24 protein-coding genes and 1 pseudogene are annotated in these 26906 nt (G+C 53.6%); 16 read left to right on the top strand and 9 right to left on the bottom strand.

What is annotated here, in order from left to right; all coding sequences use genetic code 11:
• Positions 1-24: 24 nt before the first annotated feature.
• Both LBW89_RS21670 and LBW89_RS21665 read right to left on the bottom strand, forming a co-directional pair.
• Positions 25-1434: a sensor histidine kinase gene (locus LBW89_RS21670; RefSeq protein WP_225040346.1), complete on the bottom strand. Its 1410-nt coding sequence runs from the start codon at positions 1432-1434 to the stop codon at positions 25-27.
• Positions 1419-2102: a response regulator transcription factor gene (locus LBW89_RS21665; protein ID WP_213505357.1), complete on the bottom strand. Its 684-nt coding sequence runs from the start codon at positions 2100-2102 to the stop codon at positions 1419-1421. Before LBW89_RS21665 ends, LBW89_RS21670 begins: the two co-directional genes overlap by 16 nt.
• A gap of 185 nt (positions 2103-2287) precedes the next feature.
• Between LBW89_RS21665 and LBW89_RS21660 the strand changes: the two genes are divergently transcribed.
• A complete protein-coding gene (locus tag LBW89_RS21660; protein ID WP_225040345.1) occupies positions 2288-2998 on the top strand; it encodes a YceI family protein in 711 nt (236 codons plus the stop codon).
• A 76-nt stretch (positions 2999-3074) separates the two neighbouring features.
• Here the strand turns inward: LBW89_RS21660 and LBW89_RS21655 are convergent, their stop codons facing one another.
• Positions 3075-3332 carry a hypothetical protein gene (locus LBW89_RS21655; protein WP_148450811.1) on the bottom strand — a complete coding sequence of 86 codons (258 nt, stop codon included), beginning with the start codon at positions 3330-3332 and terminating at the stop codon, positions 3075-3077.
• 224 nt (positions 3333-3556) lie between these two features.
• Between LBW89_RS21655 and LBW89_RS21650 the strand changes: the two genes are divergently transcribed.
• Positions 3557-4060 (top strand): hypothetical protein, encoded by a 504-nt coding sequence (locus tag LBW89_RS21650; RefSeq protein ID WP_225040343.1) that lies wholly within the window; start codon positions 3557-3559, stop codon positions 4058-4060.
• A gap of 146 nt (positions 4061-4206) precedes the next feature.
• Here LBW89_RS21650 and LBW89_RS21645 read toward each other — a convergent pair whose 3' ends face one another.
• From LBW89_RS21645 to LBW89_RS21635, 3 genes and pseudogenes are all read right to left on the bottom strand, one after another.
• Positions 4207-5121 carry a glycine betaine ABC transporter substrate-binding protein gene (locus LBW89_RS21645; RefSeq protein ID WP_225040341.1) on the bottom strand — a complete coding sequence of 305 codons (915 nt, stop codon included), beginning with the start codon at positions 5119-5121 and terminating at the stop codon, positions 4207-4209.
• 14 nt (positions 5122-5135) lie between these two features.
• Positions 5136-5964, bottom strand: a pseudogene (locus tag LBW89_RS21640) (ABC transporter permease); the annotation flags it as partial.
• Entirely contained in the window at positions 5951-7165 is a 1215-nt protein-coding gene (locus LBW89_RS21635; RefSeq protein WP_213505353.1) for a quaternary amine ABC transporter ATP-binding protein, read from the bottom strand. The gene LBW89_RS21635 and the pseudogene LBW89_RS21640, both read right to left, overlap by 14 nt.
• Before the next feature lie 372 nt (positions 7166-7537).
• Between LBW89_RS21635 and LBW89_RS21630 the strand changes: the two genes are divergently transcribed.
• On the top strand, positions 7538-8095 hold the full coding sequence (locus LBW89_RS21630; RefSeq protein ID WP_225040337.1) for a GbsR/MarR family transcriptional regulator: 558 nt from the start codon (positions 7538-7540) through the stop codon (positions 8093-8095).
• Positions 8096-8221: 126 nt separating this feature from the next.
• Here LBW89_RS21630 and LBW89_RS21625 read toward each other — a convergent pair whose 3' ends face one another.
• Together LBW89_RS21625 and LBW89_RS21620 are read right to left on the bottom strand one after the other, a co-directional pair.
• On the bottom strand, positions 8222-10495 hold the full coding sequence (locus LBW89_RS21625) for an alpha/beta hydrolase family protein (RefSeq protein ID WP_225040335.1): 2274 nt from the start codon (positions 10493-10495) through the stop codon (positions 8222-8224).
• A gap of 107 nt (positions 10496-10602) precedes the next feature.
• Positions 10603-11982, bottom strand: coding sequence for an amino acid permease (locus LBW89_RS21620; protein ID WP_412067021.1), 1380 nt, complete (start codon positions 11980-11982; stop codon positions 10603-10605).
• 148 nt (positions 11983-12130) lie between these two features.
• Between LBW89_RS21620 and LBW89_RS21615 the strand changes: the two genes are divergently transcribed.
• The 7 genes from LBW89_RS21615 (at position 12131) to LBW89_RS21585 (ending at position 21191) form a co-directional block, all read left to right on the top strand.
• Positions 12131-13096, top strand: coding sequence for an ABC transporter permease (locus LBW89_RS21615; protein WP_148450803.1), 966 nt, complete (start codon positions 12131-12133; stop codon positions 13094-13096).
• A 57-nt stretch (positions 13097-13153) separates the two neighbouring features.
• On the top strand, positions 13154-14020 hold the full coding sequence (locus LBW89_RS21610) for a carbohydrate ABC transporter permease (RefSeq protein ID WP_148451209.1): 867 nt from the start codon (positions 13154-13156) through the stop codon (positions 14018-14020).
• Positions 14021-14086: 66 nt separating this feature from the next.
• Positions 14087-15766 carry an extracellular solute-binding protein gene (locus LBW89_RS21605; RefSeq protein ID WP_148450802.1) on the top strand — a complete coding sequence of 560 codons (1680 nt, stop codon included), beginning with the start codon at positions 14087-14089 and terminating at the stop codon, positions 15764-15766.
• A 240-nt stretch (positions 15767-16006) separates the two neighbouring features.
• The gene (locus LBW89_RS21600) at positions 16007-17584 is read left to right on the top strand and encodes a response regulator (RefSeq protein ID WP_225040331.1); all 1578 of its coding nucleotides are present in this window, start codon (positions 16007-16009) and stop codon (positions 17582-17584) included.
• 17 nt (positions 17585-17601) lie between these two features.
• Positions 17602-19374 (top strand): sensor histidine kinase, encoded by a 1773-nt coding sequence (locus LBW89_RS21595; RefSeq protein ID WP_225040329.1) that lies wholly within the window; start codon positions 17602-17604, stop codon positions 19372-19374.
• Positions 19375-19568: 194 nt separating this feature from the next.
• Positions 19569-19766 carry a hypothetical protein gene (locus LBW89_RS21590; RefSeq protein WP_148450800.1) on the top strand — a complete coding sequence of 66 codons (198 nt, stop codon included), beginning with the start codon at positions 19569-19571 and terminating at the stop codon, positions 19764-19766.
• A 213-nt stretch (positions 19767-19979) separates the two neighbouring features.
• A complete protein-coding gene (locus tag LBW89_RS21585) occupies positions 19980-21191 on the top strand; it encodes an MDR family MFS transporter (RefSeq protein ID WP_148450799.1) in 1212 nt (403 codons plus the stop codon).
• Positions 21192-21317: 126 nt separating this feature from the next.
• On the opposite strand, the gene LBW89_RS21580 is transcribed toward LBW89_RS21585, so the two are convergent.
• The gene (locus LBW89_RS21580) at positions 21318-21860 is read right to left on the bottom strand and encodes a hypothetical protein (protein WP_148450798.1); all 543 of its coding nucleotides are present in this window, start codon (positions 21858-21860) and stop codon (positions 21318-21320) included.
• 93 nt (positions 21861-21953) lie between these two features.
• Here LBW89_RS21580 and LBW89_RS21575 point away from each other — a divergent pair, with 93 nt between their 5' ends.
• From LBW89_RS21575 to LBW89_RS21550, 6 genes are all read left to right on the top strand, one after another.
• Positions 21954-22547: a TetR/AcrR family transcriptional regulator gene (locus LBW89_RS21575; protein WP_148450797.1), complete on the top strand. Its 594-nt coding sequence runs from the start codon at positions 21954-21956 to the stop codon at positions 22545-22547.
• A 79-nt stretch (positions 22548-22626) separates the two neighbouring features.
• Positions 22627-22893 (top strand): hypothetical protein, encoded by a 267-nt coding sequence (locus LBW89_RS21570; protein ID WP_225040327.1) that lies wholly within the window; start codon positions 22627-22629, stop codon positions 22891-22893.
• 186 nt (positions 22894-23079) lie between these two features.
• Positions 23080-24210 (top strand): outer membrane lipoprotein-sorting protein, encoded by a 1131-nt coding sequence (locus tag LBW89_RS21565; RefSeq protein WP_148450796.1) that lies wholly within the window; start codon positions 23080-23082, stop codon positions 24208-24210.
• Positions 24211-24387: 177 nt separating this feature from the next.
• The gene (gene alr / locus LBW89_RS21560; RefSeq protein WP_148450795.1) at positions 24388-25572 is read left to right on the top strand and encodes an alanine racemase; all 1185 of its coding nucleotides are present in this window, start codon (positions 24388-24390) and stop codon (positions 25570-25572) included.
• 256 nt (positions 25573-25828) lie between these two features.
• Positions 25829-26110 carry a CopG family ribbon-helix-helix protein gene (locus LBW89_RS21555; RefSeq protein WP_148450794.1) on the top strand — a complete coding sequence of 94 codons (282 nt, stop codon included), beginning with the start codon at positions 25829-25831 and terminating at the stop codon, positions 26108-26110.
• A 3-nt stretch (positions 26111-26113) separates the two neighbouring features.
• Positions 26114-26464, top strand: coding sequence for a type II toxin-antitoxin system PemK/MazF family toxin (locus LBW89_RS21550; protein ID WP_148450793.1), 351 nt, complete (start codon positions 26114-26116; stop codon positions 26462-26464).
• The last annotated feature ends 442 nt before the right edge of the window (positions 26465-26906 follow it).

Genomic DNA, 26906 nt, shown 5'->3' with positions numbered 1-26906 from the left:
CTTCAGCGAATAGTCATATGAAAATCAAGCGGGCACCTGCCTGCGCAGCTCCAAAATAAAGGTGCTGCCGGCCTGCGAGCTGCTGCCCAGCCTCAGATCGCCGCCTTGGGCGCGGGCCAGCAGCCGGCTGTAGGTCAAGCCGAGGCCCAGGCCGCGGACCTTGCGCTTCTTGGCCTCCCCGCGATAGAAGCGTTCAAAGATATGCGGCTGCTCCTCCTCCGCAATGCCGCTTCCATTGTCGCTCACCGCGATATCAATGCACCCCTCGTGGGAGTGGAGCGAGATATGGATCAGAAGCGGGCGTTCTTCGGAAGCGGCCTGCAGCGCATTATTCAGCAGATTCACCACGATTTGCTGAATCCGCAGGGCGTCCCCTGCCGTAAGGAGCTCCTCCTCCGGAGCCTCCACGGTAATGATGATGTCCTCGTTCTCATGGAGCAAATTCCACTGATAGGCGATTTCCTCAACGAGCACTTTCACGTCCAGCGAATCATGCCGGACCTCCAGACTGCCCGAAGATAGGGCATTGTAATTGAGCAGGTCGGCCACCATCACCTCCATCCGCTCCGATTCCTTGAGCGCGATATCAAGAAACTCCTCGGCCTCCTCCGGATGGACCACTCCTTCACGTACCGCCATGAGTAGGCCTTTGATCGAGGTGACGGGGGTCTTCAATTCATGGGACACCCCGGCCAGCGACAAGGCCCGCCATTCTTCCAGTTGCTTAAGGCGGTGCGCCATGTCTTTGAAGGAGCCGACCAGGTCCTGAAGCTCCCTTTCCGGGGTGGCGATCTCCAGATCGACCTCGTAGGAGCCCGCCGCAATCTGTCTGGCGCTCTGTGCCACGCGGCGAATCGGGCGGGACAGCTTGCGGGACAGCGAGTAAATCGTAATCCAACCGCATAAGATGAGGGTCGCCAGCAGTACGGCGATCAGGATAATTTCGTTGGGACTATAGGTGAGCGAACGTTTGGACTGCAGCAGGGAGACCTGCCCTTGCAGTTGTTTTCCGTTTAGGATCGGCGTCGTCACGGCCAAAAAACGCTCATCCCGCGCACGCGACAGATCGTCGGTGAGTTTATGTTTAAGCTCCCGATCGCTGATTCGGGGTTTGGAAAATACGAGATCCCCTTTGTTGTCGGTAATAATCAGGCAGAGTTCATCCTTGTCCAGATTGAAATAGACGAACCGGCTTTTCAGCAACTGTTCGAAGTTCGGAGGGATCACGAGTTCACCTGTGGGTGAAGCGACCCGTTCCGAAATTTCCTGACCGAGCAGCCCGGTCGTCTTCAGGCGGCTGTCCATCGCCGTCTCCCGGATCCAGTACACGGCAGCGAGGGCGATAATCGCCAGCCCAAGGCACAGAATAATGAAATAACGGACGGTCCAATACGACAGCATGGAGGTTTGTTTGCGTTTCACTCTTTGATCCATAACTGATACCCCATTCCCCGCAGCGTACGGATTTCTCCTTCTTCCAGCGACCAATGCGACAGCGCCTGCCGCAGCCGTTTAATGGACAGATCGACCGCCCGGTCGCTGCCGTCATAATCGATTCCCCATACCTGCTCAATGAGCTGTTCACGCGTAAAAGTCCGGTTGGGCCATTCCGCCAAAAACAACAGCAGCGCCAGTTCACGGGGATTCAAAGCGACTTCGGCGCCGTTGACCAGGACCTGCTTGGCGGCGAGGTCTATCGACAGGTTCCCGTAAATCCGTTTGCTGCTGCCGTCATGCCAGTGCGGAGGCCTGCGCAGTACGGCGTTGATGCGGGCGACGACTTCATCGGGGACGAAGGGCTTGACCATGTAGTCGTCAGCTCCGCCGTTCAGCCCCGCCAGCCTGTCGGAGATTCCGTCGCGCGCCGTCAACATGATGACCGGGCAGGCGCTCGTTTTGCGGATCTCCGCGAGCAAATCCATCCCGTCCCCGTCCGGCAGCATCAGATCGAGCAGGACGAGGTCCGGGGACTCGCTTTCAAATTGCTCGATCGCAGCCCGGCCGTTAGCCGCCCGGACCGGACGGTGACCGGCTTTTCGGATATAAGCGGCGAGAACGCGGGAAATGGCTTCTTCATCCTCGATAATTAAGATCGTTTTCACGAATTTCTCCTCTTTCGGCAGATCGCTTTTTCTAAATCTTTATCATATCCCGGGCATAGCCGCAAGCTTTTCAAGCCGCTCAAAGTGAAAAATAGGAAATTTTTCAGAAAAGTGTGATTCTGACATCATCCCGACATATTCGGATGCTAGATTAGCTGTAAATGAGATAGGAGGTAACCTAAAAAATGAACAAGAAAACCAGAAATTGGATTATAACAGGAGTGGCCGCGGTCATACTGGTCGGTGCCGGCGGCTATGCATTTATGGATAATTATCTGGGGAATCGCGTGGAGATCACCGAAGCGATTCCGGCAAGCGCGGCGGCGGCAAATGGCAAAGCGGACGGGGGAAGCGACGAACAAGCGGTTGTAGCCGCTGAACAGTTAAACGGCGAATGGAAAATTGCCGCTGCGTCCAAAGTCTATTTTTCCGTCACCACCTCCAGGGAAACCGTCAATTTTGAGAATGCGGCGGTCAGCGGGAGTTGGACGATTCAATTGGATCAACCCGAAAATATGAAGGCCGAAGGAACCGTTGAAATGAGTGAAGTCAGCTCGGGAAACGCACAGCGGGACGGGCATATTCAGAATGAAGAGTTTTTTAATGTGCCTGAGCATCCGCAGGCCAGATTCGTCACTTCTTCATTTGAAGGGCTTCCTGCGGAATGGAAGGAAGGGGCGGTATACGACTTCACCATGCCGGGGACATTAACCGTAAAAGGGGTCGATAAAGACGTGATCTTCGAGGCACAGGCGCTTTATCAGGACAACCAAGTCAGACTCTCGGGCGTCACGACCGTGACTTTCGCCGATTTCGGCATGCAGAATCCGCATTCCGTCGTCCTGGAAACGGAGAACGATATTTCGGTTCGTCTCGAGCTGGTGCTGGAACGTTAACGGAATTACTCATACGTGGATAAAAAAGACAGGGATGGACCCAATCGGGTCCATCCCTTTTTTCGAAAGGCCGAGATTAAATAAGCGCAATAGCGAGCAGCGTAAACAGGCTGAGCGTGAGAATATCATTGCCGTACCAGCCGGCACCGCCATATCCCGGACCGTAAAATCCCGGGTAAAACGCGGATGTTTGGACGGGCCCCCCACGTTCAGGACGCAAATAGACATATTGGGGGTCCACGTCGACGATCGTTCCTACGACATGGCGTCTGTCCGTCGTCAAAATCCGCACCTTGCGGTTTTTCAAGCGCATACAGTTATAGTAAGCTTCCACTTGGGCATTCCTCCTCCTTTTTTATAACCTATGTGAGACCTGGCGGCATGGAAACGGCGTTCGCCGGGAGGCGGAATGTTTCAGGTCAAAAGTTTCTCACTAATAGTTTTTTTAAAATTTTAATGACTAAGTCTTCGGTTTTTGGAAGTTTACAGAAGTTTTGCCGGGAAAAACGGGTATGGAAATAATGTGGAGTGCAGAGAGGACGACAACAGGGAGGAGATATGATGGCAAAATTAGTGGCTGCGATTACACACACAAGGCAGGATGCGGCGATGGCGATCGAGGATCTGAAACGGGCCGGTGTGAAAAAGGGGCGGATTTCCGTGGTGGCCAGAACGGAAGAGGAATTAGGCATCATCAGCAGGGATACCGGATTACCCAAGCCGAGACGGGGGGACGGCAATCACGCGCTGTTTCATCCGCTGCTTGAAGTCGCCGCCATATTGGAAGAACAGCCGGCGAACGTGGCCGTCATCGGGCCCGCTTCCTATTTGCTCGCCGGGGCGGAGATCGGCCAGGGAAGCGACGACTTTGTCGTCGGATTGACGGGAGCGGGGATTCCTTTGGAGGATGCGCGGGAAATGGAACGCGGTCTTTTAAACGGCGGTTTCGTCTTGTTTATCGAATGTGAAGAAGGCCAAAGCGAGTTTATCGAGCGGCTTCTGGCGGCCCGGGAAGAGCTGGTGCTTTTTCCGGCGGAGGCTTTAAACAACATGGCTAAATGAAATTAATCTGTTTTTCAGGTTTCCGTAAGGTTTGTTTAAGGAAGGCTTGTTATATTAATTGTACTCCCTCTTTTTAATTGATATAGATGAAACAAAGAAACCATCCCAGCCAGAGGGATGGTTTCTTCTTGTAGTTTGAAGGATGTTTATTTCAAATCCTCGATCGATTTCACATCGACATAGGACGGCACGACCAGGCCGGTTTTGACGCCGGTCATGTTGGGGCCGAGGTCCTCCAGCTTGTCGCCGAACTTCGTCCAGTAATCGGCATGCGTGAGCGGAAGCCAGGCCGCCGCGGAAGCGTCGACATCCCCGCTCGCCACACCGGTCCACATCGGGCCCGCTTCGACTTGAAGCGCCGTGACGTCGTATCCGAGCTTGCTCTCCATAATGTATTTCAACAGATAGGTGCTGGCGATTTCCGAATCCCATGCGACATAGCTCAGCTTGATTTTGTCGCCGCTGACCGGCTGCAAATCCTTCGTCCAGGCATCGACGCGATCGCCGTGGCTGTCCGCCCATGCCTTGGCGGCTTCCGCCGGATCCGTACCGTCCTGAATGGCCGTCATGATTTCGCCCATTTCATCGGAACTCCACTCAAACCGGTCCAAAAATTCGTAGGCGACCGGGTGATCTTCCTTCAATCCTTTACGAACGATCGTATGGATTTCTTCCGCTTCCCCGTATACTTTCTTGGGGTCTTCCAGGTATTTCAGATCATACTTGGAAAACATCCAATGCGGCGTCCAGCCGGTGATAATGATCGGCTCTTCTTTTTTGATCGCCTTGTCAAGCATGGCCGTCATCGCGGCGCCCGAACCTTCGATTAATGTCCAGTCTTTCAGCTCATACTGCTCCAGGGCGTCGGCGGTTGCCTTCATAATGCCGGCGCCGGGATCGATGCCGATAATTTCATGTTTGACCTGCGCACCGATAGAGCCGGTTTCCGCGCCCGCGCCGGACTTGCCGTCACCGCCGGTGGCGGCATTGGAACCGCAAGCGGTTAAAGCCAGCATCCCGGCTAAGCCTGCCATTATCCATAGCTTCTTCGTTTTCTTCATCCTTTATCCTCTCCTTTTGCCTGATTTGAAAAGATTCTGCGTGAACCGGTCCAGCACAATCGCCAGTACGACCACAGCTAACCCGGCTTCAAAGCCTTGCCCGATTTTCAACTGGGTGACGGCGCGGTACACGGTTGCCCCGATGCCCTGCGCTCCGATCATGGAGGCGATGACGACCATCGACAAGGACAGCATGATCGTCTGGTTCACACCGGCCATCATGGTCGGCATCGCTAACGGCAGCTCCACCTGGACAAGTTTTTGCCAGGAGGTGGAGCCAAAGGCATCCGCCGCTTCGGCCAGTTCGCCGGAAACCTGCTTGATTCCAAGGTAAGTCAGGCGAATCGTCGGCGGGATCGCAAAGATAACGGAAGCGATCACCCCCGGAACGACCCCCAGACTGAAGAAAGTGACCGCCGGCAGCAAGTACACGAACGCCGGCATGGTTTGCATGAAATCAAGCAACGGGGAAATGATACGGTGCGCCGTTTTGCTGTAGGCGCTCCAGATCCCGATCGGAATCCCGAGGACAATCGAGATCAGTCCCGACGTAATCACCAATCCCAACGTGTTCATCGTTTCCTGCCAGTACCCGAGATTTTCAATCAGCAGGAAGCCGATCACCGTAAAGAGCGTCAGTCTCCACTTGCCGATCAAAAATGCCAGTACGCCGAGGATAGCGATAAATAGAAGCGGGTGGGGGAGCAGGAACAACCCCGAGAAAAAGCCTACGATTCCTTCGATAACACTTGAAATGCCGTCGAACAAGCCGCCGAGATGAGCGGCCATCCAGTCGACCAACAGTTCAATCCAATCCGCGAGCGGCAGTTTAGGTAAGTTCATGTCCGCTCACCTCCTTATTTTCGACTTCACCGGCGAGCGCGCCGAGCACGGCACCGCGGACGATGACGCCGAGAAGCCGTTCCTGGTCATCCACGACCGCGAGGGGAACCTTCGCGGAACTGGTGACCTCAAACAGTTCGTTAAGCAGAGTATCCGGGGAGACCCGAGGTCCGTCCTTGATCAGAATGTCGCTCAATGTCCCGCCGGCCTTGTGAATTTGTGAAGCGTCCTCCGCCGTAATTACCCCGAGCAGACGTTTGGCCCGGTCGATGACGAACAGGTTGGAAATCCCCCGCTCCCGCATCACTTGCAGCGCGACCCGCGGACCGCGGTCCAGGGTTACGGTTTCCGGACGGCGCATGACATGCGAAGCGGTCAGTACCTTGGACAGGTCGACATCCTCGATGAAACGTTCCACATAACGGTCGGCCGGTTGCGTCAGCATTTCCTCCGGCGTCCCGATCTGGACGAGCTCGCCGTCTTTCATCAGGGCGATGCGATCGCCGATGCGCAGCGCTTCATCCAAATCATGCGTGATGAAGACGATCGTTTTCTTCATTTTTTCCTGCAGCTCGAGCAGTTCATCCTGCATATCGCGCCGGATCAGCGGGTCGAGGGCGCTGAACGCCTCATCCATCAGCAGAATTTCCGGGTCATTGGCCAAGGCGCGCGCCAGGCCGACCCGCTGCTGCATCCCGCCGCTAAGTTGATCGGGCATCACATTCTCCCAACTTTTCAGCCCAACGAGTTCCAGCGCACGCAGCGCTTTCTCGCGGCGTTCCGCCTTCGGCACTTTCTGCACCTTCAGCCCGTACTCGACGTTTTCCAGCACGGTCCGGTGCGGGAACAACCCGAATTTTTGGAACACCATGCTGATCGTTTTACGGCGCACTTCACGGAGCTGCGCCTTGTTCATTTTTCTTAAATCCTTGTCATGAATTAGAACTTGACCCGATGTCGGCTCGATCAGCCGGTTTAACATGCGAACCAGCGTAGACTTACCGCTGCCGGACAGGCCCATAATGACAAAAATCTCGCCTTCCTGAATGCTCAGGCTGACGCGGTTCACCCCGACCATAATGCCCTTCTCCTTGGCCAACCGCTCTTTGGTGTAGCCTTTCTCGAGCAGTTCGACGCCTTGATCGGCCCCGGGTCCGAACAACTTGGATAATTGGTTGACTTTTAAAATTTCTTTAGTCATATGTTCACCCCTTTTGGATTCGATACTTCATTTCTCTATAACATCACAACGGAATGACGCCGCCGTGACGATCATGTAACTTAGTTTAGCAAAATGGCAAGCTTTTAATCAAAGCTCAAAACCGTACATAAAGAACGTACAGAAAAAACTGAACGGAAGGATACTTCCGTATTCTCCGGATTACTCCCAAATGCTGTCCAGTTCGCTTCTTTACTTTTGAACCTCCTTTTCTTAAGATAGAATAAGCATCCGTGCGCTTGGATTTATGTACCGCGGGTTGAACGCGGGACTTATCGGAATTCACTCGTTGAAATTCAATTCTTTTCAATTTACGGATTGAACGCACAGCATAATGAATGGAGGTCGCACAACATGAGCTTGGACCAGCTCACAACGGAACAACAAGCCGAGTTACAAAAAGTGCGTAAGCGTGTTATAGAAGCGATTGGACGTAATATGGACTTATATGGAATATCTTTGTCAACGGGCCATTTGTACGGGCTGCTTTTTTTTGCCGACAAACCGATGACGTTGGATGAAATGGGTATGGAGATGAGGATGAGCAAGACGAGTATGAGTACGGGCGTCCGTACGCTGCTCGACTTGAAAATGGTGAATAAAGTTTGGGAAAAGGGTTCGCGCAAAGACTTGTATGAGGTGGAATACGACTGGTATCAGACTTTTACCGACTTTTTTGCGATTAAATGGAGAAAAGCGGTAGAGACGAACCTCCTCGTATTGAAGCGGGCCATGGATGAAATCCAAAGATCTCTGTCCGCGGAGAACGGCCCGGAAGAACCTTTTCGGTCGATCCTGGAACAGGACCGGCTGAAGATGGGGGAAGCCGTTAAATATTATGAATGGATGGACAGGCTGATCGATGTGATGGAGAGCGGCGAAATCTACAACCTGGTTCCCAAGGAAATATAGAAAAAGAGGGCGTCCCGAGTCGTTTTGACGGGGACGTCCTCTTTTTTGCCGCTTGCGTCGCATTAAACTCGAGCCAATTTGTCAGCGGCCAAATCCGTTAGAAGAAGCTGCGGACGCTGCCGAGCGTCAATACGCGCCGATGTCATCCAGCATGACCCGGCCCGGGCCGCCGGTCAGGCGGAAGGAAAGCCGCCGGATGCCCGTACTTGCGTCGAACTTCGCGTTCTCGGCGGTAAACGCGGTGATCGGCAGCCGATAGGTCTGAAAGACGGCTTCGATCGGGTCTTTATATTTTCCGCCGGACAGGTGCCGATCGAGCCAGGGGTGAAGCGTGTAACTCGTTTCGGGCAAACGCGGCAGCGGCATAAACTTGGACAGCGGGACGCGGGCCGTCTCCCCGCTGCCGCTCTCCAGCTCCACTTCGATGTCCAGCTCTTCCCGGGAGGCTTCCCCGTCCTTCGGTTCCAACTCGTAGCTCCGGTCCGACAAAGAGAACGACAACATGTCGATCGGTCCATTTTCCGGAGAAGGGGCGGATGCTTCCCAGTTCAGGCTGTAAGCGGACACCTCCGATGGGCTGTCCGCATCTCCCGTCCGCTCCAGGACAATGCCCCGCGTGCCTTTGCCGGAGTTGCCCCGGTTTTTGGCTTCCTCTTCCTTCCAGAGTAAATTCGTTCCTTTGGCGGTTCCGCCGTCCGGAAGAGTCAACCGGTTGGAGTCTTCGTCAAACCGGGCCCAGGCTACCATTTCCCCGCTTTCGAAGCGGTTGAAATAGGCGGTTTCCGGCAGCCAGGACAGTCCCGTCCGGTAGTCGACGAATAGAGGCAGGTACTCCTCGTTTTGTCGCAATGTACTTTCCAAAAAGGCGGAGATGTATACCTTTGCGATCGTCCGCTGTTCCTGCGGAGACAGCATTCCCTGCCGGCTCAGTAGAATGCCTTTCGGGTAACTGACATCGCGTCCGCCCCAGCCGGTATTGAATTGGCTGTGGTTGGCGTCAGCGATGTACAGCGAGGCCTTGAACGCGTCTGCTCTTTCCGGGAAGCTCGTGCGGACGTACTGCCGCTCGCCGTCAAAGTCCGTGACGTCGCCGTCGCGGGCCCCTTGCAGCGTCAAATAGCTGACATCGGTGAGCCTCGCATACTGATCGTCCACTTTTTTGTCCGTTGGGGCGATCGCGGCCACGGCGCGGATGTTGTAGCGGTCCATTCCGCCCAGCGTGGCGTCCTTGCTGAACCAGCGTTTGTAATCGGCGGCCATCGCCACGGCCTGCCCGCCTCGGGAGTGGCCGACCAAAGCGATCCGCCCGAAATCCACCTTGCCGGAGAACGGCGTGTCCGCGCGGTCGGCAAACCGGCCGATCTGCTGGAGATGTTTCAACAGCAGCCAGGAGCGCACCTTCATGTCATGGTCGGGAATTCCGGACCAAACGGAGTAATTCAGGAAATTTTCGTCGATGGAGACGGCGATGTATCCCCGGCTGGCCAGCAGATTCCCGAGGTAGGCATAGCCGTCATCGGAGTAGTCCTCCATGAGGTGGTTTCCGTGAACGATCAGCACCAGCGGGAAGGGGCCCTCGCCCTGCGGCATCCATACCCGGCCGTTGAGCGGAAGCGCGCCGGCGTGAAAGCCCCAGTAGAGCGTGCGAAAACGGGACCACTTCCCAAGATAAGCGGAGGCGTCGACGGGATCCGACCTTAGGCCGACGTGTCTGCCGTATTCCGGCTGCCAGATATCCCGGCCGCTCCCGTAGGTAAACGCGTCCACGGGATATCCGCCGGGCTCGGAGGGATCGGCCGCGGCCAGCGGCAGGAGGCCGGAGTCGGCCCGGATCTCCGCCGATCCGGCCGGGACGGCGGACCCGTCGGGCGGCCAGGCGGCGGCCGACAGGCAAGCTAAGGCCATCAGGCCGGCGATGCCCGCCTTCAGGCGAAGCGAGGCCTTGCCTGCGGCAAACCAGCCGAGGAGCAGACCGCCGAGAGCACCCGCCGCTGTGAGGATGACGGATACGATAGCCGAGATGGCGAAAGCTTGATCCTCTTGATAAAAGATCAAAAAAATGGCGGCTAAATCGAACAGCAGAGCGCCCGCGAAGAGGCGGGGGATCGGCAGCCCGGTCAAGGCCAGCAAAAAGGCGGCAAGGTGCGCCGTAAGGAACAAGGCTGCGGTGCCAGCCGCGGCAAAGCTCAAGGTGTCGACCGCGGCGCCCAGTCCGGTCGGCATGCCCAGCGCCGCCAGGGCGAACGCGAACATGCCGGCTCCCCAGGGGCCGGCCAGGCTCATGCGCCAAAAAGCGGTGTCATACCGGTAGGTCTGCCGGATGCGCTGCCGCAGGATGTGACGAAGCCGCCTTTTGGGCGGCCGGACGACAACAAGTTCGGTCTGTGCTTGAAGTTCCATAGTTTCCCCCGGATTTTTAGATCAAGGTGTTGAAACGGCGTAGTTTCATATTTTCATTTATTGTAACACGCCAAATCGCGGGAACAAACAGGAGAATATCGGCGCTTTTAGGAACGGGAACCGCGTTTGAAGAGCCCGAAAGAGCAGAGGAGCAGCGCGGCCATCACCCCGAGGCAAACTCCGATGCTGATCCGGTTTTGGGCATCGAACAGGAAGAGAAGGGCGATGATCGACAAGCAGATCACCGCGATCCAGGTGATGAACGGATATCCCCAGATTTTGAAGGACGGTTCCGCGGGATAATTTTTACGCAATTTCCATTGCGCCAGCAGAATCGTGATCCACACCAACAAGACCACGAAGCCGGGAACGGCCATCAAGAGCCGGAACAGGTTGTCCTGGGCGACATAGGCGATCATCGCGCCCAGGACCAGAACGAGTCCGCTGAGCTTCAGGCTGTTAACGGGCACCCCTTTGGAGGAGAGCCGCCCCAGGACCCGGGGGGCTTCGCCGCTCGCCGCCATCGAATGCAGCATTCGCGTCGCTCCGTAAATCCCGGAATTGGCGGCGGACAACACGGCGGTAATCAGAATGAAATTCATCAGATGCGCCGCGCCCTTGAATCCGGCGGAAGTCAACACCTGAACGAACGGGCTGGTTTGTTCGCTAAGCGTGTCCCACGGGATTAACCCGCAAATCACCAGGATAGGCAGCGTATAGAACAGCACCACCCGCAAAATAAAACTCTTCACGACCTTCGGCAGCACCTTCTCGGCCTGTTGGGTTTCCGACAACGTGAGACCGATCAGCTCGGATCCCCCGTAAGAGAACATGACGACAAGCAGGGCCGAGAAAATCGCCGTCCATCCGTTCGGAAAGAATCCGCCATGGGCGGTGAAGTTGGAAAGTCCCGGCGTTTCCGCACCGGGCAGCACCCCGAACAAAATACAGCCCCCAAGCACGATAAACACGAGAATCATGGCAATCTTTATGCCCGCCAGCCAAAATTCAAATTCCCCCAGACCGCCGACGCTCATCAGATTGACGGCAAGAATCAGCGCCGCGCAGCCCAGGCTAAGCAGCCAAAGCGGAACCTCCGGCAGCCAAAACTGCAGGAAGCTTCCGGCCGCGATCACCTCGATGACGCACACGGTAAGCCACATGAAGCAATAGAGCCAGCCGATGATAAACGAAATGCGTTCGCCCAAAGCGAGCCGGATAAAGTCTTTCATATTAAGTCCGGGGTAGACCGTGGCCATTTCGGCGATCGCCCCCATGACGACCAGGAGCAGCAGTCCCGCCAAGGCATAGGAGAGGACGACTCCGGGCCCGGCCAGGCTGACGGTCTCGGCGCTCCCCTTGAATATGCCGGTCCCGATCACGCCGCCCATCGCCATAAAGCTGATATGCCGCGGGCGTAATTTTTTCTGTAAAGGAGAAGATTGCGAATTCACAAATGAAAGCCTCCCGACGTGGATGATAGACATTAATATTACATCAATTTGCGACGTGTGGAAATGAATATTCGTTACATTGATAAGTATCATTTTTAGTTGATCCGTCAGATAGTCTTCCCGTCCGATCCTCTTTAAAATGAGGATAGCCGGAAAAATGCGGATAGGAAAGGAGCAAAATATGGCACAGCTTTCCGTCAATAAATCGGTGGACCCTCCATCACTCCGGGACCGTAGGAAGAATGGGTTCCTGCGATTCGTGAGACAGCTTGACTTGCAGTTGATGGTCATCCCGGCGCTCGTTCTGATTTTTGTGTTCAGCTACATTCCGATGTACGGGATTCTGATCGCGTTTCAGGATTACAAAATCGGGCGCAGCTTTACGGGCAGCCCCTGGGTGGGAATGAAGCATTTCATTACTTTTTTTCAATCGCCGGAGTTCGGGATCGTCATGAAGAATACGATTATGATCAGCCTGCTGAAGTTTTTCATCGGGTTTCCGGCCCCGATCCTGCTGGCCCTGATGCTCAACGAGGTCCGCAAGATGGTGTTCAAGAGGGTAGTGCAGACGATTACGTATCTGCCCCATTTCATGTCCTGGGTCATTTTGGGCGGGATCGTCGGGTCCATGCTGGCCACGGATAACGGCAGCGTCAATATGCTGCTGGAACGGCTGAATCTGATCGATGAACCGATCAACTTTCTGTCGCTTCCGGAATATTTCTGGTCCATTTTAATTACGACCAACGTATGGAAGGAGATCGGCTTCGGCTCGATCGTCTACCTGGCCGCCATTGCGGGCGTAGATCCGAATACGTATGAAGCTGCTTCGATCGATGGCGCCAGCCGGTTTCGTCAAATTTATTTGATAACGCTTCCATCGATTATGCCGGTCGTTTCGATCTTTATGATATTGGCTATCGGCAATCTGCTGAGCGCCGGGTTCGAGGACATTCTGGTGCTTGCGGTCAATCCGGCGCTGCGCGATGTGTCCGATGTGCTCGATACGTATGTCATCCGCGTCGGCATTAACAATTACCGCTACTCGTATGCGACCGCGGTCGGTTTGTTTAAAGCGGTAATCAGCGTCGGTCTGCTGACGATCGCCAACTACGTGGCCAGGAAATCCGGCAACAGCTTGTGGTAAACAAGACATCATCCAGGGAGGTGAACCTCGGTGCGGGATAGTCTGGGTGACCGAATCATGGTCACATTCATTTATATGTTTCTCATTCTCCTGTCCGTTTCAACCTTGTATCCGTTTTTAAACGCTATTGTTATTTCCTTGAACGAAGGCTTGGATACCTCGAAGGGAGGGATCACGCTCTGGCCCAGGGAATTTACCTGGGAGAACTACAGCGTGGTTTTCCAGGATGAAAGGCTGATGAGCGGTTTTTTCGTCTCCGTGTTAAGGACCGTCATCGGAACGGTTACGGCCATTTTGGCCACCGCGATCTTCTCGTACGGGATGTCCCGGAGAGAGCTGATGGGGCGAAAATATTACATGATCATATGCATTATTACCATGTACTTTGGCGGGGGGCTAATTCCGACCTTCCTGTTGATCCGTGAGCTGGGCCTGATGAACTCGTTTTGGGTTTATATTATTCCCTCGCTGATCAGCGTCTGGAATATGATCATTTTTCGTACGTTTTTTCAAGGGCTTCCGGCCGGTTTGGAGGAATCCGCCAAAATCGACGGCTGCGGCAATTGGGGCACGCTTTTCCGGGTGGTGCTTCCGTTGTCAGGCCCGGTCATCGCCACGCTGGCGCTGTTTACCGCGGTTGGACACTGGAATGAATGGTTCCTGGCCAGCATTTACATTTCGGATGAGAAGCTGCTGCCGATCCAGACGATCCTGAAGCAGATCCTGGCCTCGAACATCGTCTCCGAGCAAACGGCCAGTATGGATGCCGCCGCGCTGGCCCACTTGCAGAAAGCGAAGACGATCACAAGCAAGTCGCTGTCGATGGCGACGATGATGGTCGCGACGTTGCCGATCGTTCTGGTATATCCTTTTGTGCAAAAGTATTTCGTCAAAGGCGTACTGGTAGGCTCGTTGAAAGAGTAGCCTGGAAGTTTAGAGCGCCCTCGCTTTAAACATATATATTATGGAAGGGAAAGGGGATCACAGCGAATGAAGAAAAGAAGAAAGCTGTTTGTCGGCATGATCGCTCTGTTGACGGTGATGGCCATGATCGCGGGATGCTCGGGCGGCTCGGGCAAGGCCCCCGCTAACAAGGCGCCTCAAACCGGTGAGAACAATACGGGGCAGGGAAATGCGCCGAAATCCGAAGAGTCCGGCTTGTACGAGTTGGGGAAGGAACCGCTTGAATTTACGCTGTTTGGCAATTACGACTGGTACACGATGCCGAAATGGGGAGCGGACAAAACGACAGCCTGGATTCAGGAGAACAAGAAGGTGACCGTGACGGAAGTGCCGAACGGAGGGAATAACGTCCAGAAGCTGAATACGATGATCGCTTCGGGCGAACTGCCGGACGTCATTTGGGGCGAACGCGGCGCGGACGTGGAAAGAATGCGCGAGGCGGGTATGCTCGTTCCGCTGGACGATTACATCGAGAAATATCCGAATCTGAAAAAATGGCTCGACCCCAAGGCGCTGAACATGCTCCGCTCGCCGGACGGCAAAATTTATCAATTCCCGAACTGGTACACGAACCGTCCGAACGGGAATGCCGGCTGGGTCGTCAACAAGAAAATATATGACGAGTTGGGGAAACCGAAGCTGGAAACGACCGATGATCTGTACGCCTACTTGAAGATGGTCAAGGAAAAATATCCGGATGTCATTCCGCTGGAAACGGACATTGCCAGCGAAGGCCACGGCCTGGATCAAATCTATTCCGCCTTCAAAGAGAACAATTTGAGCTTTACCCGCTATTTCGCCGTTCCGGATGGCGATAAAATGACTTCTATTTATAAAGATGAGCCGTTCCGCGAATCGGTGGTGTACGCCGCCAAGCTGTTCCGGGAAAAACTGATGACCCAGGACGCCATGACACAGACGCGCGATCAGGTGCAGGAGAAGCTGATGAACGGCAAAGTCGCCGTCTACGTCTCGACCAACCCGACCGTATATGCGATGCAGGCCCATGCCGAACTGACCAAAAAAGATCCGAACGGCGGTTATTTTATGATTTGGCCGATTCATAAGGAAGGGCTGGATAAGAACAAGATTTATCCGGGGACTTACAACAAGCTGGGATGGAACGCCGCGGTCATCACCACGAGCGCCAAAAACCCGGAAGCGATTTTCGCTTTCCTGGACTGGTATACCGGTCCGGAAGGAATGAGATTGCAAATGTGGGGCGTGGAAGGCGAATATTGGAACGGACTTGAAGCCGACGGGGAAACGCCGAAATTCACCGAGAAGTATACGACGGAAAAAGAGGCGCTCGCGGAGCATCAGACGAAGATGGACCCGTTAATGTGGGTAGGCAACACCGTATATGTCGACGATATCAAGGGGAAATATGAAGCGACCCTCCCCGAAAATGAACGGAACTGGTCGACATACTGGCAATATGAGATTACGTGGAAAACGCAAGGCGACGCCACGGAATTTATTAACCTCTTCCCGATGCCGGACAGCGAAGAGGGGATCTCGTTCCAACGGGCCAAAGACATTTGGCTGAAGGTCCGGGCCCAAACCTTGTATGCGAAGACGGACGAGGAAGCGCTGGCGATTCTTGACCAGGCTCACGAAGACACGATGGCGGCCGGCTTCCAAAAGGTGTTGGATTTCTACGCGGCCAAATGGCAGGAAAACCTGAAGCAGATTAACGGGAACTGATGCGAATCGAGGGAAACCGGTTATCCGGGGACCCTCTTTTCGCCGTTTTGCGGGTGCGGGGTACCTCCATCTCACAGGGAGGGAGGGATTTTTGTCGGGAGGGAAGAATTTAGTATTATATTAGATTGAATTCAAGAATTGCGTTGGGGAAGGGCAGCGCACTGCAATCAAAGTGTCTAATGATCAAGTTCGGGCATAACGTTTATGGATGGATTCCCTCTGAAAAAAGGAGTTTACCTCATGTATAAAGTTTTGCTGGCGGATGACGAACTGTTGGATTTGGAGGGGATGAAGCGGTTTATCCCCTGGTCCGACCTGGGGCTCCAGGTCGTCGGTGCCGTGAACAACGGCTTTGCAGCCTGCGAGGTTATGGAGCGGGAGCCGGTCGATATTCTGGTCACGGACGTAAACATGCCGAATATGTCAGGGCTGGAACTGGCCCGGATCGCGATCGAGAAAAAACCGGAAGTCCGAGTGATCTTTGTAAGCGGTTACCAGGATTTCAACTATGTGAAACAGGCGCTTTCCTTGAAAGCGTGCAGCTACGTGTTAAAACCGATGGAGGATGACGAGCTGATTTCCTCCCTGCGCCGGATTACCGAGGAGCTTGCCGAAGAGGAACGCCGCAAAGCAGCGGAGAAACAGTACCATCACCTCAAGCCGATGGCGAAGAACGACTTCCTCGTCCGGCTGCTGGAAGGGGAGCTGGCCCTTGCCAAGGCTGAGGAGTTTGGCGAGCTCGCGGCTTCCTTTGGCATGGATCGTTTAAGTGCGCCGCTGCAGGCGGCCGTACTGGAAATCGATGATTTGAAGTGGCTGCAGCCGGGAAATGCGGAAGCGGCCCTGCATCACTTGGAAATGAGCTTGACGCAGATCAACGAGGTGCTGCTTGGCTATGGATTTACCCACAGCTGCAAGCTGTCCCGGCAGCGGATCGGCATCCTCCTGCATGGCGAAAGGCTCAGAGCCTGCGTTGACGAGCTATGCGGCGCGGTGGACGCCAAGGCGTCTCTTTCCTTGACGATCGGGCTGGGCCAGCAGGTACCGGATCTTTCCCGCATCCATGAATCCTACAGGCAAGCGTTGGAGGCGCTTGAGGGAAAGATGTTTTTCGGCCGTGGGCAGGTCATTAAATACGAGGATGTGCAGCAGGCTCCGGAGCTTAGCGACGCGCGAACGCTGGATCTAAGGCTGGATGCGCTGTTTAAGGCGATGGCCAATTACGATCTGGTCCTCATCCACGATGAGATCGAGAATCTGTTCAAATCCGTCTCTTCGCTTCGATCCAAATTTACGATTTATAATCTGGCGATGTACATCGTTTTTAAGCTGGACCATTATTTGCACGCCCTGGATGAGGATCTGTTCGAAATGCTCGGCATGGAACTTCACAGCCTGGATGTGGTGCTCCAGTTTGAAATGGTCGGGGATATCCGTTCGTGGCTGGTCCGCAAGGTGTTTGAAATTTCCGAAATCATGCGGATCAAAGCGAACTCCAAAAACAGCCGGCTGATTCGTGAAATTTTGAAAACGATGCGGGAGCGCATGCAGGAGAACTTGACCTTAAAGGACATTGCCGAGCAGTTTTCGTTCTCGCCCAACTATTTGGGGCATCTGTTCAAGGAAGAGGTCGGCAAAAGTTTCAGCGAAACGCTGATCGGCATGCGGATGGAGCGGGCGCGCGAACTGCTCAAGAATCCGTCCCTGAAAATTTACGAGGTCGCGGATCAGGTCGGATACCGATATATCCCGTATTTTAGCCGGCAGTTCAAGGAGACGTTCGGCATGACCCCGATGGAGTGCCGAAAGCGCGAGTAGGACGGAGGGAACGAAACATGAAACCGGCCGCGGATGCAGCACCGAAACAACCGAAATACATTCCTTTCGGCTACAAGTTAATGATCACATATATGGTGTTTATTATTTTGCCGGTCCTTGCGATCGGCTATTTTTCGAATGCGATGTACCAGGAATCCATCCGGGACCAGACGAGAAATTCCATTCAAGGGACGCTTGTACAGATGAAGGATAATATCGAATTCAAGATGGCCGACGTAGAGCGCATCTCCTCCATGCTGTATAACGATTACTCCCTGGTCATCCAGCTGCGGAGCTATGAAGAAGGCTGGGACAGCTACGAGCGGACGACGAAGATCATCATGCCGAAATTCGCCATCGCCGTGAATGCAACGGGATTGAATATCGCGATGTACCTGTTTCTGGCCAACGATACGCTCCCGGAGGTGTACTACGGTTCTTTTGACCGCGAAAATCCGGATCTGCTCGAACGGAATTATAATCTCTACCATTTAAAGCGTATAGAGAACAAGGCTTGGCACCGGGACTTTCCGCCGGAAAAATACGGGGAGACGATGCTGTGGAGAAAGGTGGAGCGCGATGCGGACTTCAGCCGGATCTCTCTGCTGCGCCGCCTGGTGGACAGTCAACGTCCGCTGGATTTGAAGGAAGTCGGTTTTATGCGGATCAGTGTGAGTACGGAAGAGCTGTTCCAGGGGCTGGACTATAAAAAAATCGGGGACGGGAGCGGCCTGATTATCCATGACGAAACCGGGGCGGTGCTGCACCGATCGGGAACGATTCCCGGTGAAGGCCGCGAAGCCGATGCCAACGGGGGAGAGCGCGAGTTTCTGACGATCCGCGAGTCGGTCGGCAGACAAGGCTGGGACTTGACGGCCTATGTGCCGCTGACGATCATGGAGCGGGATTCCGCGAAGGTGCGCATGTTCGTCATTCTGATCTGCCTGCTGTGCCTGATCGTATTTACCTTTGCGGGGATGTTCATCTCGCGGTATTTCTCCATCCGGATGAACAAAATCGTGTTCGTGCTGAACGCGTTTCGCGAAGGGGAATTGCACAAGCGGATGGGATATCGGGGCAAGGACGAATTTTCCCAAATCGCCAACGCGTTGAATGAGATGGGCCGAAATATCGACCATCTGATCGAGCAGGTGTACATGACGCAGATCGAAAAGAAAGAGGCGGAGCTCGAGTCGCTGCAGGCCCAAATCAACCCGCACTTTTTGTACAATACATTGTCTTCCATCAGCCGGTTGGCCCAATTCGGCGAGATCGACAAGCTCCAGCGGATGGTGTTGGATTTGGCGAAGTTTTACCGCCTTTCCCTCAATGAGGGGAGGACCGTGATCCCGATTCACAGCGAATTGGAACAGGTTAAGGCGTATATGAACATTCAGACAACCAAGTTCGGCGAGGCGGTTCATGTCTTTTACGATATCGATCCGAAAATTTTGAACTACGTTACCGTGAAACTGATTTTGCAGCCTTTTATCGAAAATGTTCTGGAGCATGCCTGGTTCGGAAACTCCATTCATATTCGCATCTCGGGACGCCTGGAGGGGGAGCGCATCGTTTTTAAGGTGATCGATGACGGCGTCGGAATGTCCCTCGAGCGGATTGCACAAATTTTTGATCCGGTGGAGGGGCTTAACACCGGGTTTGGCATCCGAAATGTACACAGCCGGATTCAGCTTCATTTTGGATCCGCCTACGGCGTTACGATCGGAAGCCGGCCGGGGATCGGCACAACCGTTCGAATCGTGATCCCCGCCCAAAGGCGCACGGACTAGGACCAAAGGGGAAGGGACTTGACGCTGAGGACCGCACTCCTTTTTCCGAAAGGCCAAGGGTCCTAAAACTGAAACTATCTTCCTGTTTTATGAAAAGCTTGTTTATAACTCCGGAGAAGCGGGTAAACGATCGATAGTGATCCGAATCGGAAAGAGGATGACCCGAACCTTATTCATAAAGGAGTTTTAACGATATGAATCTCAGCAGTGTACATAGCCCGGTACCCTATCATTCCCAATATCCCAGAACTTCCGTGATGAGTCAGGCTAAGAAGAGCGAGGGCAAAGACTCCCCGCTAAGCTTCCAGGAGATATTGCAGGAAAAAATGAAAAGCAACCGGGAGCGCCAGACTTCCGAGTCAAAACGCTTGTCTCTGCCGAGATCGGTCTAACCGGATAACTTAGTTTTACCCTTCCTAACATGGTTCCCCCTGCCCAAGACAGCCGTTTCCAAGCAAACGGCCGGTCTTGGTTTTTTTGTTCGAGGGACGGGAATCGCAGCGTCTTCGCCTCAACCTTGACAGAAAATGACTTCTCGGGTTTAATAGTCCAATAGTTTCTTTACATAGAATGAGTAAATCCGCATCAAGAAAGGCGACAAGTGTATGACCGCGAACCTGAGACAGATCCACCCGCTATCCTGGACCATTATTATTGGAACGATTTTCGGCAGAATGGCCACGTCCATGAGCATTCCCTTCCTCTCTATTTATCTGATCGGCAGGCTCGGCGCAACCCCGTTAGAATCCGGCGTCGTCGTTGCGGTCAGTTCGCTGATCGGTGTGTTTGCCAGTTTCTACGGCGGCTACATTTCGGATGTCATCGGCCGAAAAAAAGTGCTGTTCATCTCCATCTTCGGCTGGGCGCTCGTCTTTGTCGGTTTTGCGCTGGCCGATCGAATCTGGTTGTTCTTCATTATCAATGCGCTGAACGGACTCTGCCGGGCCATGTTTGAACCGACCTCCCGGGCGTTATTGGCCGACATTACTCCTCAGGAAAGTAAACTTCTCGTTTTCAACCTGCGGTATGCCGCTATCAATTTGGGGGTGGTGGCCGGACCGATTTTAGGGCTGCAGATGGGCTCCTCCCACTCGGGGGGCGCCTTTTACATCGCGGGCCTCGTATATTTTTGCTATGGGGCGGTGCTCGTCTTTCAGTTTCTGGGACACAAACATATCGGCGGGGTCAGCGGGGAAAGCAGGGATCCTTTAACCTTAACCGAAGCGCTGCGGGTGACCGGCAAGGACCGTACTTTCGTCTATGTGCTGATCGGGATGATCTTTTGCGTGCTGGGGTACGGGCATTTCAGCTCGACGCTGGCCCAATATATGGAGTTAAGCCCGCATTTCACGGACGGGGCGAAATGGTTCGGCTACATGCTGTCCTTGAATGCGGTGGTCGTACTGACTGTTCAATATCCGCTTGTCCGCTTCGCCGGCCGTTTCTCGCCGATGGTGCCGTTAATCGCGGGAAATTTATGCGTAGCCTGCAGTTTGCTGATGTTCGGCCTCTTTCCTTACCTATGGACCATGATGCTCGGCGTCGTCGTATTTACGATCGGGGAAGTGTTGATGTTCACGATGACGGATGTGCTGGTGGACCGGATCGCCAGTCCGGAACTGCGGGGCACTTATTTCGGAATGTTCGGCTTCAACAACCTTGGGAATGTACTGGCTCCGTTGCTTGGCGGTTTTCTGCTGAACGGATTTGGAGCGAACCATGCGATCCCGATATTCGCTGTTATAGCCTTGACTACGGCCTTCGGTCTTCCGTTTCTCCTCCTGGCCCGCAAACATTTGCCTGAAGGAAAGGAGTGAGGGGGGCCAAAAATGTAAGTGAATCCCCTTTTCCAAATTTAGAGGACTTGAGTTGAAATGATCTGCGATCGCAGGAAAGCCCGCCGTCCGGTATGTATTCTCCGGAAGCGGGCTTTTTGTCTTTGGTTACGGCTTTGCCGGTTTCGGCCAAATAAAGTAGCTGCAGGTAATCAGGAAGTCTATGCCCAGAACGGCCCCCCAAATTCGCAGAACGTCCATTAATTTTTCCGTCCGAGTCGGGTCGTCGATCCAATAGACTAGACCGGCAAGGAGTCCTGCCCCGATGAGAAACGCCAGGATATGCCGGAAAAATCCCTTCAGGTAATGCTTGGCGAAATCCGTGCCGTACCGTTTGACGGGTTTGGCCTCCGGCTGTTTGGCGATATGGTAGCGAAATCGGGTGTCGGCCCATTGGATCATGCTTTTGCCGTAAGCGACGGAAACGCCGATGTAAACGGCGGCGATGGCGTGGGCCGTAGTCGCTGTGGCGCCGCGATACAGGTCCAGGCCGGTGATGATCAGGAGAACCAGATCCACGACAGGGGTTAACGCGAGCAGAATAAGTCCGAGTTTGGGCAATTTCAAGACATAGCGGGCAAGGAGCCCGGCTGCGATAACAACCCAAAACGCAATCTCACAGGCAACAATCATCCAGGCTACGAAATTCATTGTATACTCCTTCCAAAATATAAATATTTAATTTTTATAATACAGTTGTACTAAATAAATGTCCACAAGGAACTTTTTTGATAAAATGAGGCTATGCCGAAACAAATCGATCATGACCAAAGAAAACAAAAAATCGCCGAAGCGACATGGCGGGTGATTTTGAGGGACGGGATGAGTGGCGCGACCGTAAGAAATATCGCCCGGGAGGCCAATATTTCGCCGGGATCGCTCCGGAACGATTTTCCCTCCCAGGAGAGCTTGCTGCAATACGCTATGACTCTGGTAAAAGAGAGGGCGGGCGAGCGCATCTTGACCATTGCCAATCAGGAACTTCCTCCGAAGGAGAAGGTGCTGGGGATGCTGATGGAAATCGTGCCTACCGATGAGCAGACGCGGGCGGAAATGGAGGTGTGGTTTGTATTTACCGCCCATTACAGCCACCAAAGGGAGCGGTTTGACGCCGGTTTCGACGGAATCCGGAATATGATCCGGATCATTATTCACCAACTGCAGGAGCTGGATTTACTTAAGCCGGATATCCATCTGGATTTAGAAGTCGAGAAACTGTACGCCTTGGTGGACGGTTTGGCGCTGCACGCCATGCTGGAGCCCGGCAGACTTGACCGGAGTCAAATTAAGGCCGTCCTGAAAAGCCATCTGTCATCCGTCTGTCTGTTCTCTTCTTAGCGATCCGCTAAACTAGGGTCCAAGCGTTCTCCCGGTCCGGCGCGTATACTGTGTCAAGATCCGGAGGAGGTGAAGAACCTTGACGCTGCAGGCCAAGATGAAACGAGCCCTCCGCTATGTCGGAAAACGGGTGCGGATTAAAACCAAAACCGGAGCCGTTTTGTACGGCACGGTCGAAGAGGTGAAGAGCGGCAAGCTCTACTTAAAGACAGAATCCCTTCATCCGCGGAGCAGCAAGGCGCATGCCGCATTCGCTCCGGCTATTTTGCCGCTGGTGCTGTTCGACTTGCTGGCGATTATTCTGCTAGACAGAAGACCGAGACGCAGGAGATTAAGAAGATTATAACAAGTGGAAACCCGGCCGGGATACAATCCGGCCGGGTTTTCGCGTCTCGCCATGATGAAATGGGAGAGCCTGTCTTAACGCCTGTCCCCGGCGGCGGGCCAAGCAGGAACTCGTCTGCATAATCGGCCAAGTTCCCACATAGACATGTATCAGTTTAAGAAATCAAACTGCAGAGGGGATGATCTCATGCGTCGGATCGCAAGGATGCTGACGATATTCATCGTAGTAAGCATCGTACTGGCCGCATGCGGGAAAAAAGATGCCGCCGGCGTCGTCAAGGATTTGGACAAAGTGGTTACCAAATTGGAAAGTTATCAGGGCTCGGGGACCATGACACTGTTTACCGGTGACAAACCCCAGGAGTACAAGGTCGAGGTGTGGTATCAAAATCCGTCCTTTTACCGGATTGCGCTCACCAATGCGGAAAAGGACATAACTCAAATTGTGCTCCGCAACGAGCAGGGCGTGTACGTTCTGACGCCGAGTTTGAACAAGAGCTTCCGTTTTCAAAGCGATTGGCCGGAAAATCAGGGGCAGGTGTATTTGTACCAGACTCTGGTACGCAGCATCCTGAGCGATAATTCCCGTCAATTCGTGGCCGATAAGGACGACTATGTTTTCGAAGTGGCCGCCAACTACAACACGCATTCGCTGGTTCGGCAAAAAATCTGGCTGGCAAAGGACAATTACGCCCCGAAACAAGTACAGGTCTCCGATGCGCAAGCGAAGGTTGTCGTTGAGGTGAAGTTTGACAAGTTCGATTTCAACACCAAATTCGACAACAACTCTTTCGATATGCAGCACAACTTGGATACGGCGGCTAAGGACGCTCAAGGAACGCTGCTGGAAGTGGATCAGAACGGGATGTTGGTGGAAAAGACTCCCGAGGAGAAGGCCGAGGACAACCAGCCTTCAACGGATGCGGCCGCGGGGGAAGCGGGAGACGGAACGGTGGAGAAGGCGCTTCCGGCGTTGTCCGATCCGTTTGGAGTCATTATCCCCACCTACCTGCCTGACGGTGTTGTGCCTCAGGACGATAAGATTGTGGAGGACAGCGAACGGAGCATGGTGCTGCTGCGTTATGACGGTACATACCAATTTACGCTTTCCGAATCCCGGTCTCCCGATCGTACGACATCTCTCGTCCCGGGCGAAGTGATCGATCTCGGGTTTACGGCCGGGCTGCTGACCGGCGAAGAGCTTCAAACCTTGACATGGACGGTGGACGGTTTGGAATTCCGGATTACGAGCGACAATTTGCCCGTGCCGGAGATGGTGAAAATCGCCGCTTCTATGCAGGATCAAACGGGTAAATAAGGATTACGGCAGGCGGATTAACGGTTGTCGGGGAGAAGATGAAAAGTTCCCCTGACCCGTCTATTCGCCTCTTTCTTCATCTCACCTTCCACCGGATTTGACAGCCGCTCCCCGGAACATTACGATAAGTGTATTGTTTCAGCATGGACTTTCAATCATTAGAGAAGGTGACTTAAAGTGCAAGTGAAGTATCGGCCAACCCAAGCAGTCATAGACCTGGATGCACTGTATTCCAACTACACGGAGCTGCGGCGAAATCTGCCGGCCGGCATGAAATTTATGGGCTGCGTCAAAGCCAATGCCTACGGGCACGGCGCCGTTATGATCGCGCGCGAACTTGAACGTTACGGGGCGGATTATCTCAGCGTCGCGTTTTTGGATGAGGCGCTCTTACTCCGGCGTTCGGGGATAACCCTGCCCATACTCGTACTTGGATACACGCCTCCGCACGGTGTTAGAACTGCGTGGGAGCACGACATTACGCTGAATGTTTTCAGCGCAGAAGTGCTTGAGGCGATCTCGGCGCTCGACCCTTCCGATTTTCCGCATAAGCTAAAGGTCCATATCAAAATCGACTCCGGTATGGGACGCCTTGGTTTGCTTCCCGGGGAAGGAGCGGTTGCCTTCATTCGTCAAGCGCTCGAAATGCCTCAGCTGGAAGTTGAGGGGCTGTTTACTCACTATGCTACGGCGGATGAAGAAGACAAAAGCTATACATTGGAGCAGTATCAGCGGTTTCAGGACGTGGTGTCCGCCCTGGGGGAACTTGGAGTCCAAATCCCGATTATACATACGGGCAACAGCGCCATCGCCATTGATTTGCCGGACCTTTCCTGCCAAATGGTAAGAATCGGCATCGCTCTATACGGGCTGTATCCGTCCGAACAAGTCAGCCATCAAAGCGTGAAGCTTAAGCCGATCCTGTCGCTGAAGAGCGCCGTGGTTTGGGTTAAAACGCTGCCGCCGGCCTCCGCCGTCAGTTACGGTGCGAAGTATGTGACGAGACGGGCGGAACGGATCGGAACGCTCCCGATCGGTTATGCGGACGGATATTCCCGTATGCTCGACGGCAAGGCGGAAGTATTGATACGCGGACACCGCGTTCCTGTGATTGGAAAAATTTGTATGGACCAATGTATGGTATCGCTAGAACCTTTGGCCGATGAAGCCAAAGAAATCCAAGCCGGCGAGGAGGTTGTACTCATCGGTCAGCAGTCCGGGGGACAAATATCCGCGGATGAACTGGCCTCCGCCATGGGAACTATCCACTACGAACTGATATGCATGCTGGCCCATCGGGTTCCGCGCTTATACACCCGTTCGGGGGCGCCTGATATACTTGTCAACCCTCTATCGACCTAATCATTACGCAGGTTGACAAAAACCTACAAAACTTTTTTCCCGGGTGAAGGAATTTATGCCTAGTCTATCGAATGAGTAAACAATGGAAATGACTCAGGTATGTACGGTAATGTCATTTTTGTTTATAATGATATGCAGCATACTTGATATACTCACGGCATATATTTTCTTTGTATATATTTCCTTGGATAATGCTATACTGTATCACAGGGTCAAGGGATCAGGGTCGACAAGGTTTTGGGGGTGGAAGTTAAAGATGGCCAATATGCATAACACCAAAAGAATCATGATTAGTTTACCGGATCATCTTTTGCAGGAAGTGGATGGAATCGTGGCGATGGAGAATTCCAATCGCAGCGAGCTGATCAGGCAGGCTATGAAGCTGTATCTGAACGAGCGGAAGAAGCGGTTTATCCGCGAATCGATGCAGCGCGGCTATATGGAGATGGCGAAGATCAATCTGTCCATGGCCTCTGAAGCGTTCCATGCGGAGGAAGATGCAGACAGCACTCTGGACCGCCTAGTAAGCGGGGTGTAACTATTGATCGTAAAGCGCGGCGACGTTTTTTTTGCAGACCTCTCCCCTGTAGTAGGTTCTGAGCAAGGCGGGGTGAGACCGGTGCTTATTATCCAGAACGATATCGGCAACCGATTCAGCCCGACGGCGATCGTTGCTGCCATTACCGCACAAATCCAAAAGGCGAAGCTGCCGACGCATGTCGAAATTGAGGCGGCAACGCATGGGTTTGATCGGGATTCCGTTATCTTGCTGGAACAGATCCGTACGATTGACAAACAGAGATTAACCGACAAAATTACGCATTTAGACGACGAGACGATGAAAAAGGTGAACGACGCTTTGCTCATTAGTCTTGGTTTAATTGACTTTTAAACATATCGCCCGAGAAGACGGCGTCAAGCTCGGGTCGGACGCTTCGAACAACTCGTTCGGGGCGTTTTTTGTTCGTGGCTTTAGCCAGTGGAGCTCGCGAAGCGTGCGAAACAGCAAGCCATCTGCTATGCGGGTGGTGTAGTGATGCTTATAGCAACAAACCAACCCGATACGGTCGTTATCATAGGGGTGTTCAAGCTACTATGTTGTATAACGAAAGGAAAAGGTGGTTTAACGGCTAATCGAAGTGATACGTCACCTACAAAGAGGCGCCTAGCGTGCTTCCAAGCTTCCAACTCCAAAAAGATGCAAATCCTCTAAGGCCCCCTAATTAAACTGGAGTCTCCCTGCCCAATAATTTAAACTTAGGACAAAGGGAGATGATCGGTATGGGAAAAAGGTTGAATGAAGAAAAACGTTTAAAAGTTGTGAAAGAAGCGAT

Origin of the sequence: Paenibacillus sp. alder61 (assembly GCF_020179875.1) — a bacterium.
In the GTDB taxonomy this organism is placed as follows: domain Bacteria; phylum Bacillota; class Bacilli; order Paenibacillales; family Paenibacillaceae; genus Fontibacillus; species Fontibacillus faecis.
The sequence above is the reverse complement of the archived record's forward strand: the minus strand, read 5'-3'. Positions and strand labels throughout refer to the sequence as shown.

What these genes read in the sequence shown, in the direction of transcription:
- LBW89_RS21670 (WP_225040346.1), bottom strand. Translation starts at nt 1,434, where the DNA reads ATGGATCAAAGAGTGAAACGCAAACAAACCTCCATGCTGTCGTATTGG.
- LBW89_RS21660 (WP_225040345.1), top strand. Translation starts at nt 2,288, where the DNA reads ATGAACAAGAAAACCAGAAATTGGATTATAACAGGAGTGGCCGCGGTC.
- LBW89_RS21650 (WP_225040343.1), top strand. Translation starts at nt 3,557, where the DNA reads ATGATGGCAAAATTAGTGGCTGCGATTACACACACAAGGCAGGATGCG.
- LBW89_RS21645 (WP_225040341.1), bottom strand. Translation starts at nt 5,121, where the DNA reads ATGAAGAAAACGAAGAAGCTATGGATAATGGCAGGCTTAGCCGGGATG.
- LBW89_RS21635 (WP_213505353.1), bottom strand. Translation starts at nt 7,165, where the DNA reads ATGACTAAAGAAATTTTAAAAGTCAACCAATTATCCAAGTTGTTCGGA.
- LBW89_RS21630 (WP_225040337.1), top strand. Translation starts at nt 7,538, where the DNA reads ATGAGCTTGGACCAGCTCACAACGGAACAACAAGCCGAGTTACAAAAA.
- LBW89_RS21625 (WP_225040335.1), bottom strand. Translation starts at nt 10,495, where the DNA reads ATGGAACTTCAAGCACAGACCGAACTTGTTGTCGTCCGGCCGCCCAAA.
- LBW89_RS21620 (WP_412067021.1), bottom strand. Translation starts at nt 11,982, where the DNA reads ATGTCTATCATCCACGTCGGGAGGCTTTCATTTGTGAATTCGCAATCT.
- LBW89_RS21615 (WP_148450803.1), top strand. Translation starts at nt 12,131, where the DNA reads ATGGCACAGCTTTCCGTCAATAAATCGGTGGACCCTCCATCACTCCGG.
- LBW89_RS21610 (WP_148451209.1), top strand. Translation starts at nt 13,154, where the DNA reads ATGGTCACATTCATTTATATGTTTCTCATTCTCCTGTCCGTTTCAACC.
- LBW89_RS21605 (WP_148450802.1), top strand. Translation starts at nt 14,087, where the DNA reads ATGAAGAAAAGAAGAAAGCTGTTTGTCGGCATGATCGCTCTGTTGACG.
- LBW89_RS21600 (WP_225040331.1), top strand. Translation starts at nt 16,007, where the DNA reads ATGTATAAAGTTTTGCTGGCGGATGACGAACTGTTGGATTTGGAGGGG.
- LBW89_RS21595 (WP_225040329.1), top strand. Translation starts at nt 17,602, where the DNA reads ATGAAACCGGCCGCGGATGCAGCACCGAAACAACCGAAATACATTCCT.
- LBW89_RS21590 (WP_148450800.1), top strand. Translation starts at nt 19,569, where the DNA reads ATGAATCTCAGCAGTGTACATAGCCCGGTACCCTATCATTCCCAATAT.
- LBW89_RS21585 (WP_148450799.1), top strand. Translation starts at nt 19,980, where the DNA reads ATGACCGCGAACCTGAGACAGATCCACCCGCTATCCTGGACCATTATT.
- LBW89_RS21580 (WP_148450798.1), bottom strand. Translation starts at nt 21,860, where the DNA reads ATGAATTTCGTAGCCTGGATGATTGTTGCCTGTGAGATTGCGTTTTGG.
- LBW89_RS21575 (WP_148450797.1), top strand. Translation starts at nt 21,954, where the DNA reads ATGCCGAAACAAATCGATCATGACCAAAGAAAACAAAAAATCGCCGAA.
- LBW89_RS21565 (WP_148450796.1), top strand. Translation starts at nt 23,080, where the DNA reads ATGCGTCGGATCGCAAGGATGCTGACGATATTCATCGTAGTAAGCATC.
- LBW89_RS21555 (WP_148450794.1), top strand. Translation starts at nt 25,829, where the DNA reads ATGGCCAATATGCATAACACCAAAAGAATCATGATTAGTTTACCGGAT.